The 12,400-nt window shown below is 72.2% G+C and carries 13 protein-coding genes and 1 pseudogene; 6 read left to right on the forward strand and 8 right to left on the reverse strand.

Features of this window, described 5'->3' with window-relative positions:
• Positions 1 to 1,071, forward strand: a 1,071-nt coding sequence (locus K933_RS05560) for an outer membrane protein assembly factor BamB family protein (protein WP_023393713.1), incomplete at its 5' end; no start/stop codon positions are given.
• A 97-nt stretch (positions 1,072 to 1,168) separates the two neighbouring features.
• On the opposite strand, the gene K933_RS05565 is transcribed toward K933_RS05560, so the two are convergent.
• On the reverse strand, positions 1,169 to 1,609 hold the full coding sequence (locus K933_RS05565; protein ID WP_023393714.1) for a universal stress protein: 441 nt from the start codon (positions 1,607 to 1,609) through the stop codon (positions 1,169 to 1,171).
• Positions 1,610 to 1,691: 82 nt separating this feature from the next.
• On the reverse strand, positions 1,692 to 1,967 hold the full coding sequence (locus K933_RS05570) for a hypothetical protein (protein WP_023393715.1): 276 nt from the start codon (positions 1,965 to 1,967) through the stop codon (positions 1,692 to 1,694).
• Positions 1,968 to 2,060: 93 nt separating this feature from the next.
• Here K933_RS05570 and K933_RS19350 point away from each other — a divergent pair.
• Positions 2,061 to 2,369: pseudogene (locus K933_RS19350) on the forward strand (RtcB family protein); the annotation flags it as partial.
• Complete coding sequence (locus K933_RS05575) at positions 2,349 to 4,949, forward strand: RtcB family protein (protein ID WP_323749935.1); 2,601 nt, start codon at positions 2,349 to 2,351, stop codon at positions 4,947 to 4,949. The pseudogene K933_RS19350 and the gene K933_RS05575, both read left to right, overlap by 21 nt.
• 92 nt (positions 4,950 to 5,041) lie before the next feature.
• Here K933_RS05575 and K933_RS05580 read toward each other — a convergent pair whose 3' ends face one another.
• Positions 5,042 to 5,278 carry an amphi-Trp domain-containing protein gene (locus tag K933_RS05580; protein ID WP_023393717.1) on the reverse strand — a complete coding sequence of 79 codons (237 nt, stop codon included), beginning with the start codon at positions 5,276 to 5,278 and terminating at the stop codon, positions 5,042 to 5,044.
• A 98-nt stretch (positions 5,279 to 5,376) separates the two neighbouring features.
• The gene (locus K933_RS05585; protein ID WP_023393718.1) at positions 5,377 to 5,748 is read right to left on the reverse strand and encodes a hypothetical protein; all 372 of its coding nucleotides are present in this window, start codon (positions 5,746 to 5,748) and stop codon (positions 5,377 to 5,379) included.
• Between the two features lie 188 nt (positions 5,749 to 5,936).
• Here K933_RS05585 and K933_RS05590 point away from each other — a divergent pair, with 188 nt between their 5' ends.
• The gene (locus K933_RS05590; RefSeq protein WP_023393719.1) at positions 5,937 to 6,362 is read left to right on the forward strand and encodes a nuclear transport factor 2 family protein; all 426 of its coding nucleotides are present in this window, start codon (positions 5,937 to 5,939) and stop codon (positions 6,360 to 6,362) included.
• 4 nt (positions 6,363 to 6,366) lie between these two features.
• Entirely contained in the window at positions 6,367 to 6,600 is a 234-nt protein-coding gene (locus tag K933_RS05595; protein ID WP_023393720.1) for a hypothetical protein, read from the forward strand.
• A 396-nt stretch (positions 6,601 to 6,996) separates the two neighbouring features.
• Here the strand turns inward: K933_RS05595 and K933_RS05600 are convergent, their stop codons facing one another.
• Positions 6,997 to 7,959 (reverse strand): zinc-dependent metalloprotease, encoded by a 963-nt coding sequence (locus tag K933_RS05600; protein ID WP_023393721.1) that lies wholly within the window; start codon positions 7,957 to 7,959, stop codon positions 6,997 to 6,999.
• A 132-nt stretch (positions 7,960 to 8,091) separates the two neighbouring features.
• Here K933_RS05600 and K933_RS05605 point away from each other — a divergent pair, with 132 nt between their 5' ends.
• Positions 8,092 to 9,492 carry an NAD(P)/FAD-dependent oxidoreductase gene (locus K933_RS05605; protein ID WP_023393722.1) on the forward strand — a complete coding sequence of 467 codons (1,401 nt, stop codon included), beginning with the start codon at positions 8,092 to 8,094 and terminating at the stop codon, positions 9,490 to 9,492.
• 17 nt (positions 9,493 to 9,509) lie between these two features.
• On the opposite strand, the gene K933_RS05610 is transcribed toward K933_RS05605, so the two are convergent.
• The 3 genes from K933_RS05610 to K933_RS05620 form a co-directional block, all read right to left on the reverse strand.
• A complete protein-coding gene (locus tag K933_RS05610; RefSeq protein WP_023393723.1) occupies positions 9,510 to 10,466 on the reverse strand; it encodes a D-2-hydroxyacid dehydrogenase in 957 nt (318 codons plus the stop codon).
• 124 nt (positions 10,467 to 10,590) lie between these two features.
• Positions 10,591 to 11,310, reverse strand: a complete 720-nt coding sequence (locus tag K933_RS05615; RefSeq protein WP_023393724.1) for a fumarylacetoacetate hydrolase family protein — start codon at positions 11,308 to 11,310, stop codon at positions 10,591 to 10,593.
• Positions 11,311 to 11,513: 203 nt separating this feature from the next.
• A complete protein-coding gene (locus K933_RS05620; RefSeq protein ID WP_023393725.1) occupies positions 11,514 to 12,398 on the reverse strand; it encodes an aldo/keto reductase in 885 nt (294 codons plus the stop codon).
• Positions 12,399 to 12,400 lie beyond the last annotated feature (2 nt).

The raw sequence follows: 12,400 nt of genomic DNA on the forward strand, positions 1-12,400 counted from the left end.
GACTCCGCGGGGTCGGCGCTCGTCGCGTTCGACGCGGCGACCGGCGAGGAGCGGTGGCGGCGCGCGCTCCCGTCCGCGTCCGGACTCGCCGCCGCGGGCGACCGGGTGTACGCGGGAGGCTGGTCGTGGTTCCGCGCGTACGACGCCGCGACGGGCGAAGAGGCGTGGCGGGCGGACGGCGCGCCGTTCCCGCTGGTGGTCGACGGCGGCGCGTTCTCGACGGGCGAGGCGGGGGCGACCCTCCGCGACCCGGCCGACGGGACGGTCCGCTGGCGGCGCGACCCGCCGGCCGACGGCGACCTGCCGTACCCGGTCGCTGCCCTCGCGGGGGCGGTGGTGCTCGTCGGCCAGGGGGGTTCGATCGAGGGGCTGGAACTCGACACCGGCGAGCGGCGCTTCCGCGTCCACGCCGGCGGGGACGTCACGCCGTACCTCGCCGCCCGCGACGACCGCCGGCTGTACGTCGGCGCGGACGCCCGCTCGGAGACCGCGCGGCTGGTCGGCGTCGACGCGGCCGCGGGCGACCGCCTGTTCGCGGTCGACCCCGGCGGCTACTGGGTCGCGCCCTACCGCGGCGGGGGGACGCTGTACGCCGCCAACCGCGGCCGGGAGTTCGAGACCCTGCGCGCCCGCGACCCCGAGACCGGGGCGGTGCGGTGGGAGCGCGAGGGGTCGGTCGACGCCGCCGGGCCGACCGGCGCGTTCGACCGCACGAACGGGGAGACAGCGGGGGAGACGACGGTCCGCGCGTTCGACGAGACGGACGGGTCGCTCCGGTGGCGGACGCGTCCGGGGGCCGAGACGGTCGACACCGGGGCGGCCGACGACGCCGACGACGCACCGTCGTTCGTCGGCGGGGTGACGACGGGAGTGGCACCGGTCCGCCTGCTCGCCGGCGAGACGACGGTCGTCGCGGTCGGACCGGACGGACTCGCGGTGTACGACGCCGCGACCGGCGGGGTGCGCGGGCGGGTCGCGCCAGCCGGCGCGTTCGCCCCGCGGCGCGCCGCCCACGCGGCGGGGACGCTCGTCGTTCCGACGGACGACGCGCTGTACGCGGTGTCGACGTGAGCCGGGTGGTCGGACGTCGGCCGGTCGAGAATCGGCCGACTGAGAGCCGGACGGAACCGGGGTGGGCCGTGCCGCGACGCGCGGCCGTCCTCGCCCGTCACTCCGTGACACGGACGGTGAGCACCGGCACCGACGACCCGCGGACGACCTTCTCGGCGACGCTGCCGAGCAGGAGGCGGTCGATGCCGCCGCGGCCGTGCGTCCCCATAACCACCAGGTCGCAGTCCGCCTCCTCGGCGTAGCGGACGATCTCCGAACTCGGCGTGCCGTCGATGACCGCCGTCTCGACGGGCACCTCGTAGTCGTCGGCGACCGCGCGAACCAACTCCACGGCGTCGTCGGCGTCCGCCCGGAGCATCTCGTCGATCCCCTCCCACGACGACTCCATCGGCATGCCCGCGTAGGAGGCGGAGTTGACGACGTACAGCGCGTGGACCGTCGCGCCGTGTTCGACCGCGAGGTCGACCGCGTGCCGGACCGCCCGCTCGACGCCGTCCGAGCCGTCGGTCGGCACGAGGATGCGCTCGTATAGGCCCATGGTACCGTCTAGCGTTCCCTGTCGGCCCCGTAGCTTAAAACGTTCGACCGGCCCGGGCGGCGGGTGCCCCCCGACCGCTCGGTCACTCGCGCCGTCGACCGACGACCCGCCGGGTCTCGACGACCGTCTTCCGCCCGCCCGCGACGCCGAACAGGAACCCCGAGAGGAACAGGAGTTCGTTCCCGAAGTAGAAGCCGGCGAGCACGCCGTCGACGACGCCCGCGACGGAGGCGGGCGCGGCGAGACCCAACAGGAACAGCGCGAGCGCCGCGATAGCGGCGATAGCAGCGAGCCAACTGGTGAGCCGGCCGGCCACGTAGCCGACGACGAACACCACGACGAGCGCCACCGGGTCCATGCGGTCGATACTCCCCCCGAGGGCATAACCGCGCCGCCGACCGGGAGCCATCGAGTCGCCACGCTATTTGTGCGCGGCGGCGAACCGCCGAGTATGACCACACGGGAGTTCCAGGGGATAGAACTGGAGCGCGTCCGCGAACACGTCTGGGAGATCCCACGCGAGGGGGAGATGCGCGCCCCCGCGCGCGTGCTCGCGAGCGAGCGACTGCTCGAACAGATCGGCGGCGACAAGACGCTCGAACAGTTGCGGAACGCGACCCACCTCCCCGGCATCACCAACTACGCGCTGTGCATGCCCGACGGCCACCAGGGGTACGGCTTCCCCGTCGGCGGCGTCGGCGCGACCGACGCCGAGGACGGCTGTATCTCGCCGGGAGCGGTGGGCTACGACATCAACTGCCTCTCGGGGGAGTCGGAGGTGACGCTGGAGTTCGGCCGCCGCCGCCGAATCGGCGACCTCTGGCGCGACTTCGAGGACCAGCGGGCGGTCGTCGCGGCCGACGAGGAGGTGACGTCGCCGGTCGAACTGTTCACGACGAACGACGCCGAGACCGTCTTTGAGGTGACGACCGAGACCGGCGACACGGTCGAGGCGACCGCCGACCACCCGTTCGCGACGCCGTCGGGGATGTGCGACCTCGACGAGGTCGAACGCGGCGACTCGGTGTTCGTCCACCCGTTCGTCGGCGTCGCTGACGAGGAGCCACCGGAGTTCGTCGTCCTCGACGAGGACGACTTCGCCGACGAGAACCCCCAACTCGTCCGCGGGCTGGAGGAACGCGACCTACTCCCGCTCAAGTCGACCGACGACGCATTCCACCGCCTGTTGAAACTCGTCGGCTTTCACACCGGCGACGGCTCGTTCGGTTCGAACCAGTCGTGGTTCTACGGCGACCCCGAGGACCTCGAAACGGTCGCCGCCGACATCGAGGCGGTCGGCTACACAGCGTCTCGGATCTACGAGCGCGACCGTGAACACGAGATAGACGGTCGCTCGTTCGAGCGGACCGAGTACAGCGTCCGCGCGACCGCGAAGGGGTTCAAGCGTCTACTGACGAAACTCGGCGCGCCCGCGGGCCGCAAGACCGAGTCCGACTTCGGCGTCCCCGGCTACCTCGACCGCCTCGCCGACTGGCAGAAGGCACTGTACCTCTCGGCGTTCTTCGGCGCGGAGATGAGCGCTCCCGACGCGATGACCGCGAAGAACCTCTACTGTCCCTCGGTGTCGCACAACCGCGCCGTCGAGTACGCGGCCGCCGGCGAGGCGTTCGTGAGCGACCTGATGCGTCACCTGAACGACCTCGGCGTCCGGACGAACGCGCTCGAGACGGTCGAGCGGACGGAGACGACGCGCGGCGAGACCGTCCGCTACCGGTTCGGGGTCAAGAACGACTCGGAGAACCTGATCCGCTTTTTCACGCGGGTCGGCTACCGGTACAACCGGGTGAAGCGCGAACGAGCGGTCCTCGCGGCACAGTACCTCAAGCGGAAGGAGCGCGTCGTCGACGAACGCGCGCGTCTCGCCGAAGAGGCCCGCGCGCTCGCCGACGGGGGACTGGCGCTCCGGGAGGTCAAGTCGCGGCTCGACGGCGTGAACGGCCGCTTCGTCGAGCGGAGCATCTACGGGCAGCGGGAGGGCCGACCGCGCCCCCCCGCCGACTTCCCCGACTTCGAGGCGTTCGCCGCGGAGACGCGCGTTCGACCGAACTTCACCGTCGAGACGACGGTGGAGTCGGTCACCGAGTTGGGGGAGAAACCCGTCTACGACATCGGGGTCGCTCACGACGCGCACAACTTCGTCGCCGACGGGTTCGTCGTCTCGAACTGCGGCGTCCGGATGGTGCGGACCGACCTCACCTACGACGACGTGCGCGGGAAGGAGGAGGAACTCGTCGACAGCCTGTTCGCGAACGTGCCGTCGGGGTTGGGCGGCGGCGGCGTCGTCGAGGGAAATATGGACACCGTCGAGGCGGTGTTGGACCGCGGGATGGACTGGGCGCTCGAACACGGCTACGCGGTCGACGACGACCTGGCCCACTGCGAGGACGAGGGGCGGCGGCCCGACGCCCGCCCGGAGTTCGTCTCCGAGAAGGCGAAGAACCGGGGGAAGAACCAGATCGGTAGCCTCGGGTCGGGCAACCACTTCCTCGAAGTCCAGCGGGTGACTGACGTGTTCGACGAGTCGGTCGCGGGCGCGTTCGGTCTCGAAGAGGAGCAGATCGTGGTCCTGATCCACTGCGGGTCGCGCGGGCTGGGCCACCAGGTGTGTTCGGACTACCTCCGGAGGATCGAACGCGAGCACGGCGACCTGCTCGACCGGCTGCCGGACAAGGAACTCGCGGCCGCGCCCGCCGGCTCCGAGTTGGCCGACGAGTACTACGGCGCGATGTGCGCCGCCATCAACTTCGCGTGGGTGAACCGCCAGCTGATCACCCACCGGACCCGCCGGGTGTTCGAGCGCGTCTTCGCGGAGGAGTGGGAGGACCTCGGGATGGACCTGCTGTACGACGTGGCCCACAACATCGCGAAGAAGGAGGTCCACACCGTCGACGGCGAGGACCGCGAACTGTACGTCCACCGGAAGGGGGCGACCCGGGCGTTCCCCGCCGGCCGACAGGAGGTGCCGCGGGCGTACCGCGACGTGGGCCAGCCCGTTATCATCCCGGGGAGCATGGGCGCGGGAAGCTACGTCCTCGTCGGCGGCGAGCGCTCGATGAGCGAGACGTTCGGGTCGACCGCCCACGGCGCGGGGCGGACGATGAGCCGGACGCAGGCCAAACAGGAGTACTGGGGCGAGACCGTCCGGGACGAACTCGAATCGCAGAACGCCATCTACGTGAAAGCGCAGTCGGGCGCGACCGTCGCCGAGGAGGCGCCCGGCGTCTACAAGGACGTCGACGAGGTGGTGCGCGTCAGCGACGAGTTGGGCATCGGCGACAAGGTGGTCCGGACGTACCCGGTGTGTAACATCAAGGGGTAGCGGTCGTCTCGCCGGGTCGACGCCCGCCCGTCGCCTCTCGACCCGTGCGTGGCCGCGTCGGCCGCGTCGGCCGCCCGGCGACGGTCGCGGAGCTACTCGGGCTTCCAGTCCATCTTCACGGTGACGCTCTCGCGGCTCCCGCGGAGGATGGAGGAACTCTCGCGGACGCCCACCTCGTAGGCGATGGAGGAGGGTGGCTGGACGGTGACGGTCTTGTTGCCGACCTGCACGTTGCAGTCGCCCTCGCGGAGTTCGGTCGCGAGCGCTTCGAGTCGGTCCGCGGCTTCCTCTCGGGTCACTTCGTCCTCGGAGATGGTCTTCTCTGCCACGGCTGTGAGAGGGCCGGCGAACGAAAAAGCCCGATGGCCCCCGCGCTCTCCGTGGCGCCCGCGTCAGCCGTCGCTCCGGTCGCCCGCTTTGTGGACCCTCAGTAGAACCCGCCGCGGGAGTTCGACGGTCCCCGCGGCCCGTCGGGGGAGTCGGGCGCGTCCGGTCCCCGCCCCTCCGCGAGTTCGACGTACTCGCTCGGGCGACGCGGGTCGAGTTCCTCGCCGTCGGCGAACTTCACGAACGAGAGGTAGAACCGCTCGCCACAGCCCGCACCCGCCTCGCGGGTGACCGCCTCGTCGCCGCAGGTGAAGACGACGCCGTCGGCGGACTCCACGTCGCCGTCGGGTTCGACGTACGCCCACCCCTCGAACGGGAACGGGGTGACCGCCTTGTCCGCGAGGTAGCCGTCCCGTTCCAGTTCGACGACCGTCTCGCAGTGCGGGCAGTGGTAGCTGACCGGGTATCCCATACCCTCGGGAGGGCGCGGCGGCACTTCGGCCTGTCGGGGGTCGAACGGGCGGCGCCGAGGCGGCCGGTGGGACCGCGAGCGGACGCCGAGCGGGCGGGCACGCCGGCGCGGTCGGCGGTGCGGTCCGACGCCGGAAACGCCGCGCGCGGAGCGCGGAGTTCAAGCCCCCCGCGGACGCACGGTGGGGCATGACCCCAGAGGAGACGGTCCGGGCGTACTACGACGCGCTCCGCGCGGGCGACCCGCTGGCTCCCTTCTTCGTCGAGTCGCCGAACGTCGTGAAGTTCGGCGTGGACGAACGGCTGACCGGCTACGCCGAGGTGGCGCGGGGGCTGCGCGAACAGACCCGGACGACCGAAGACTGGACGGTCGAGAGCCGCGACCTCCGGACGGTCCGCCGGGGCGCCGCGGACCTCGCCGACGCGACCCACGCCGCCTACTCCGACGACGTGCGGATGGCGTGGTACGACACCGAGGCGTTCCGCGACCGCGAGTACGAGACGCGGTGGAGCGGGACGCTCACCCGCACCGACGACGACCGCGAGTGGGCGTTCCTCGGTCTCCACGTCTCGGTCGCCCACGACCCCGACGGCTCGGCGGGGTCGGACGACTGACCCGATGGTCGGCCCGAGCCTCACCGACGACGAACGCGACAGCGCCAACCGACGGCTCCAGGTCGGGTTCGTCCTGCTCGTCGGCGCCTCCGGGGGGTTGGTCGCGCTCGGGGCCGACGCGACGCCGGTACAGTTGGCCGCGGGCGTCGCCGCCGGACTCGTCCTCGGCGTCGGACTGCTGTGGTTCGTCCTGCGGACGTTCCGGGAGGTCCAGCCCGCGCGCGGCCCGCGGCGGTAGCGCGCTCTCGGCCCACGCCGACCGGACCCTTCCCCGGGTCGGCCCGGTTGCGGCCCGACCCGGCTCCCCCGCTCTCGCTCACTCCTCGGCGAGCAGGTAGACGGCGCCCAGAACCACGTACGGCGGGAGCGCCCGCGTCGGGACGTACGAGACGAGTCCGAGGACGGCCGACGGCGGCCCGCCCGGGCCGTCCGCTCTAGGACGAAATCAGCACTACGTACCACGGCGTCGGCGCTTGGAGGAGGTCAGACGTATAAACGAGCCGAGACGAGTGTCACGAGCGTCGGTCGGGGTAGTCGTTCCACCGCACTCCCACCGCCCGCACCGCACGCACCGCCCGCACTGGCCGTGTCGGGCGCGTCGGCGTCGGCCGCGCCCGACGACTCGCGCCGGCTCTCAGGCCACCCGGCGGATCCACCGGCCGGGGTCGTCGAGTTCCTCGTCGGTCGGGAGGTTCGCAGCCTCCTCCCACACCAGGCTGGCGGTCGCCAGGTCGCGCCGGTCGACGACCGCCTCGAAGAAGTCGGCGCCGCGCTCGTACTGCCGGCGCTTCATGCCGAAGCCGAGCAGGCGCTTGAACAGCCGCGTCAGCGGGTCGCCGCCGCCGCGGCGCGCGTCGAGTTTCGCCCGCAGGTCGGCGTACTCGTCGTCGAACGCGCGGTCCATCAGGAGTTCGGCGTACCCCTCGACGGCGGTCATCGCGACGTTGAGTTCGGCGAACGCGTCGCGGTCGAGCCGTCCCTCCATCAGCGCGTCGATACCCCCCTCGGTCCGGGCTTCGAGGTAGCCCGGGAGCCACGGCGCGGCGCCGAACTCCGCGGCGTGGGCCACCTCGTGGAACGCGATCCACCGGCGGAACCGGGGGTAGTCGACGTTGAGTTCGACCGCGACCCGGCGGATGTTCGGCCGGACGAAGTAGAGCCCGTGTTCGTGGCTCTCGGCGTCCGCGAGCAACAGCGGGTCGTACTGCCCGAGGACGTTCCGCGCGAGGAAGCCGAGCGTCACCGCCATCGTCCCGGTGTTGACCGAGCGGGCGAACCCGGGGAACGCGCCGGGGCCCTGCGCTTCGAGCGGGCGCATCACCCGCCGGAAGGTGTCGACGTTCGCGTCGATCCAGTGGTGGCGGCTCTGCACCTCGACCGACCCGGGTAGGTCGAACTCGACGCCGCTCGCCTCCCGAAGCCCGTCGCGCGCCGCGCGCACGTCGTCGCGAAACCCCGCCCGTTCGGCCTCGCTCAGCCGGAGCGCACCCGGCTCGCACGTCCCCTTCGCGGCCTCCGCGACCGACGCCCAGTCGACGATGCCCGAGGGGGCGTCGGCCGCGTCGGCGACCGCCCGGATGCTCCGCTGGATATCCATGCGGCTACTCGGGTGGGGGGTCGGATATGTCTTCTGCGCCCGCCGTCACCCCCGTCCGGTTCCGCCGCGCGACCAGGTCGCCGGGGCGGTCGCTTCGGGGAGTTTATTAACGCCAGCCGGTCCCTGTTAGGCATGCAACGCGTCGATGTCGCCATCGTCGGCGGCGGTCCGGCGGGGTCGTCGGCCGCACACGCGGCCGCGAGCCGCGGCGCCGACGCCCTCGTCGTGGAGAAGGGGGTGCCGCGCGCCGACCGCGACGGTCTCGGTCCCGACTCGACCGACGCCGCGGGGATCCTCGACTACTGGGTGGACATCATGGGGATCCACCCCGACGAGTTCCCCGACGGCGTCGTCCAGGGAACGCTCGACCGCGCGGAGTTCGCCGGGCCGACCGAGCGGTGTACGATGCGGTCGACGGGTATCGACTCCTCGTACGACCACTTCGGGTACACGATGCACCGCGCGCGCTTCGACGACTTCCTCCGCGAGCGTGCGGAGTCGGCGGGCGCCGGCTACCGCGTCGGTACGGGGGTGCGGGGCGTCGACCTGAACTTCCTCGACCCCGGCCGCGTCGGCGGCGGCGACCCCCGGGTGACGCTCCGGCTCGCGGACGGCGAGGACGTCGGCGCCGAGTTCCTCGTGCTCGCGGACGGTCCCCAGCGGACCGTCACCAACCGTGTGCTCGACCGCCTCCTGCCCGCGGGCGCGAAGGCGAGCGAGCGACTCGCCTCCACCCGCGCGAACCACATCGCCTACCAGGAGTACCGCCGCTTCCCGCCCGAGGTGTACGAGGAGGTGTCGGGCGGCATCACGTTCTGGTGGGGGCTGATGCCCGGCCACACCGCCTACCCGTGGGTGTTCCCCAACGCCGACCGAATCTGCCGCGTCGGGCTGACGATGCCCATCGGCATGGACCTCGACGAGGTGGACGACCGGGACGCGTACGCGCTGCTCCGCCCGGAGGACGAACGGATCCCGCAGGGCCGCGAGTACGTCCGCCGCCTGCTCGAACGCGAGTACGGCGACGAGTACGACGTCGACTCCGACTTCCCGCTGGTCGAGGAGGCTGGCAAGTCGAAGGGGACGGAGACGTACCCCATCTCCTCGACCCGGCCGGTCGAGTCGCCCGCGTCGGCGGGCATCGCGGTCACGGGCGGGGCGATGGGCGCCACCTCCTCCTTCCACGAGGGGGGCGACCACGTCGCGGTCCGGACCGGCGCCATCGCGGGCGAACTCGCCGCGCGGGGCGACATGAGCGACTACAACCGGCGCTGGCGGGACGCCATCGGGACCGAGGTGACCCGCAACGTCGCGATGGCGGAGATGTGCCGCGGCTACGGTCCCGACGACTGGGACCGCATCTTCCGGGCGGCGCGGGAGATGCTGACCGACGAGGGAGGGGTCGACATGTTCGACCGGACGTTCGCGGCGGGCTACGAGGCGTCGAAGCTCCTCACCGCCTACCGCTGGCACCGCTTGCGGCTCCGCGGCGCGCGGTACGTCCAACTGCGCGAAAGCGAGTACGTCTACTGAACTGCGTGGTCGGCGGCTCAGACCACCCGGTTGCGTAGCTCCCCCGTCTCGCCGGTCCCGGCGATTCGCTCGACGTTCTCGGCCACGATGTCGACCAAGCGCCCGAAGTACGCCGGCGTGTGGCCGGCGTTGTGCGGGGTGATCCGCACGTCCTCGAACCCCCACAGCGGGTGCTCCTCGGGGAGCGGTTCGGGGTCGGTCACGTCGAGGAACGCCGCCCCGAGGTCGTTCACGTTGAACGCCGACACCAGCGCGTCGGTGTCGACGACCGCGCCGCGCGCGATGTTGACGAGCGTCGCCTCGGGCGGGAGCGTCCGGAGCGCGTCGGCGTCTATCAGCCCCTCGGTCTCGTCGGTCAGCGGACACGCGAGGACGAGGTGGTCGGTGCGCGCCAGCGCGTCGTGGAGGCCGTCGAACCCGACCACCTCCTCGGCGGGACCGCCCTTCTCGGGGGAGTGGCGGACCGCGAGTCGCTCGACGCCGAACGGCTCCAACCGCTGTAGGATCGCCTCGCCGATGGAGCCGACGCCGACGACGGTGACGGTCGACCCCTTCAGTTCGCGCGTCTGGTAGGCGCGCCACTCCCGGCGGTCCTGCTGGCGGGTCGCCCGCCGGAAGTCGCGCGCGAGCGACACCAGCGCGCCGACGACGTACTCGGCGATGTTGGGCGCGTGGACGCCCGAGGCGTTCGTCACCGCGACGCCCGCCTCGCGGAACGCGTCGAGGTCGAGGTGGCCCGTGCCGGCGTACACGCCCGCGAACAGTTTCAGGTCGGGCGCCTCCACCTCGCCGAGGAGCCGGCCCATCGAGTGGCCCTCCCCGGTCACCACGTCGGCGCCGGTGACCGCCTCGCGCTCCTCGTCGGGCGTGCGCGCGACGACGATATCGTGGTCGGGGAGCCTGTCGCGCAGCGCCGCGGCGTACTCGTCGACCGAGTGACCGTGGATCTTCTGTCGGGTGAGGACGATCCGCATGTGCGCCGCGTCGGCGGGGGGTCACTTAGCCTTGGTCGCGCCGGCGAAGCGGACGCGACCGGGGGCCGGGGAGGGGCGGTCGCCGCGGCCGTCTCGACGGCAGGTGAACAGCGCGAGGCGGGGACTACTCGTCGGGCGCGACGACCCGGTTCGAGAGCGTGCCGACGCCGTCGTAGGTGATGTCGACCGTTTCGCCGGGTTCGACCGTACCGGGGTTCGCGGGGCTGCCGAACGCCACCGCGTCGCCGGGGCGGAAGGTGACCCGCTCGGAGAGGAACGACACCACCTCCGAGGGGTCGAACAGCATCAGCCCCGTGTTCGACTCCTGTCTGCGCTCGCCGGCCACCTCGGTGTGCATGTCGACGTCCGTGGGGTCGACGTCGGTCTCGATCCACGGTCCGAGCGGGCCGGAGCCGTCGAACGCCTTCCGGGCCGTCCGACCGGGCTGGTCGAGGGCGTCGAGGTCGTTCATCACGGTGTACCCGCGGACCACGCCGGGGACGTCCTCGGAGGCGACCCCGCGGCACCGCTCGCCGATCACCGCGACCAACTCGCCCGCGTACGTGAGTTCGTCCGTCCAGTCGGGGTACGAGACGCTGTCGCGGTGGCCCACCACCGACGCCGGCGGCTTGATGAAGAAGTCCGGCTCGTCGGGTCGCTCGTACTCCATCTGTTCGATCGTCGCCGCGAAGTTCCGGCCGATACAGTAGACGGCCGACGGCTCACACGGCGCGAGCAGGTCCGACTCGTCGACGTCGTACTCGGCGTCGTCCGTCACGAGCGTGCCGTCGCGGAACTCCCCCTCACGATGCCCGTCGGGCGTTCGGGCGCGTGCCAGTCGCATACGCAGGCCGCGGCGGCCGAGCGGTAAAGGCGTGCCGGGTCGCCGTCGTACGCGCCCCTACCGACCGATCTCGTCGGCCGACGAACACGTCTGTTCGGCGGCCCGGTGGGCCGGTCCCGGCGACGGGCCGCCCCGTCCGGCGGTCCCCGTCGGCCGTCGACGGTCCGCCCCGCCAGCCGGTCCCGCGTCGGCCCTCGACCGGTTCAGAACGGCCCCTGACCGCGTGCGATCCCCGCCGCGGTGCGGAGCTTCGACGGCTGGTGGACCGCGAGCATCTCCGCGTCGGTGAGTTCGAAGTCGAACACGTCGAGGTTGGCGGCGAGGTGGTCGCGGCTCGTCGCCTTCGGGATGGCACAGACGCCCGGCTGTTGGACGAGCCACCGGATCGCCACCTGCGCGGGCGACTTGCCGTACCGGCGGCCGATCCGCTCCAGCCGGTCGTCGTCGAGGACGCCGCCCTGCCCGAGCGGGCTGTAGGCGGTCAGGAGTACGTCCTCGCGGACGCAGTAGTCGAGCAGTTCCGACTGGTCCCAGTAGGGGTGGTACTGGACCTGGTCGGCGAACAGCGGCGCGTCGAGCCGCCGTCGGGCGGCCCGTAGTCGGTCGAGACCGAAGTTGCTCACGCCGACGTGGTCGACCTTCCCCTCCTCGCGGAGTTCGGCCATCGCGTCGAGCGTCTCGCCGGTCGACACCGACGCCGAGTCGGGTTTGAACCGGCCGGGGAGGTCCAGCCAGTCGGGGAGCGCCCCCGCCGTCATCCCCTCGTTCGGCCAGTGGACGTACAGCAGGTCCACCCGGTCCAGCCCGAGTCGGTCCAGACTCGCCTCGACGCCCGCGCGCACGTCGGCGGCCGCGCGGTGGTCGCCGTCGAGTTTGGTCGCCACGAACAGGTCGTCGCGGTCGACGTCCGACGCCTCGATGGCCGCCCCCACGTCCGACTCGTTGTCGTACGCCTGTGCGGTGTCGACGTGGCGGTAGCCGAGTTCGAGCGCGTCCCTCACGGCCTCGCGGCACTCGCGGCCCTGTAGCCGCCACGTCCCCATCCCGATGGCGGGCACGTCGACACCCTGTACGGTTACGTGTTCCACAG

This window comes from Candidatus Halobonum tyrrellensis G22, assembly GCF_000495475.1.
Classification (GTDB): domain Archaea; phylum Halobacteriota; class Halobacteria; order Halobacteriales; family Haloferacaceae; genus Halobonum; species Halobonum tyrrellense.

Bases quoted from the DNA above. Each gene is read 5' to 3' on its own strand.
- K933_RS05565 (WP_023393714.1), bottom strand. From the start codon at position 1,609: ATGGGCCTATACGAGCGCATCCTCGTGCCGACCGACGGCTCGGACGGC.
- K933_RS05605 (WP_023393722.1), top strand. From the start codon at position 8,092: ATGCAACGCGTCGATGTCGCCATCGTCGGCGGCGGTCCGGCGGGGTCG.
- K933_RS05585 (WP_023393718.1), bottom strand. From the start codon at position 5,748: ATGGGATACCCGGTCAGCTACCACTGCCCGCACTGCGAGACGGTCGTC.
- K933_RS05610 (WP_023393723.1), bottom strand. From the start codon at position 10,466: ATGCGGATCGTCCTCACCCGACAGAAGATCCACGGTCACTCGGTCGAC.
- K933_RS05590 (WP_023393719.1), top strand. From the start codon at position 5,937: ATGACCCCAGAGGAGACGGTCCGGGCGTACTACGACGCGCTCCGCGCG.
- K933_RS05615 (WP_023393724.1), bottom strand. From the start codon at position 11,310: ATGCGACTGGCACGCGCCCGAACGCCCGACGGGCATCGTGAGGGGGAG.
- K933_RS05595 (WP_023393720.1), top strand. From the start codon at position 6,367: ATGGTCGGCCCGAGCCTCACCGACGACGAACGCGACAGCGCCAACCGA.
- K933_RS05600 (WP_023393721.1), bottom strand. From the start codon at position 7,959: ATGGATATCCAGCGGAGCATCCGGGCGGTCGCCGACGCGGCCGACGCC.
- K933_RS05570 (WP_023393715.1), bottom strand. From the start codon at position 1,967: ATGGACCCGGTGGCGCTCGTCGTGGTGTTCGTCGTCGGCTACGTGGCC.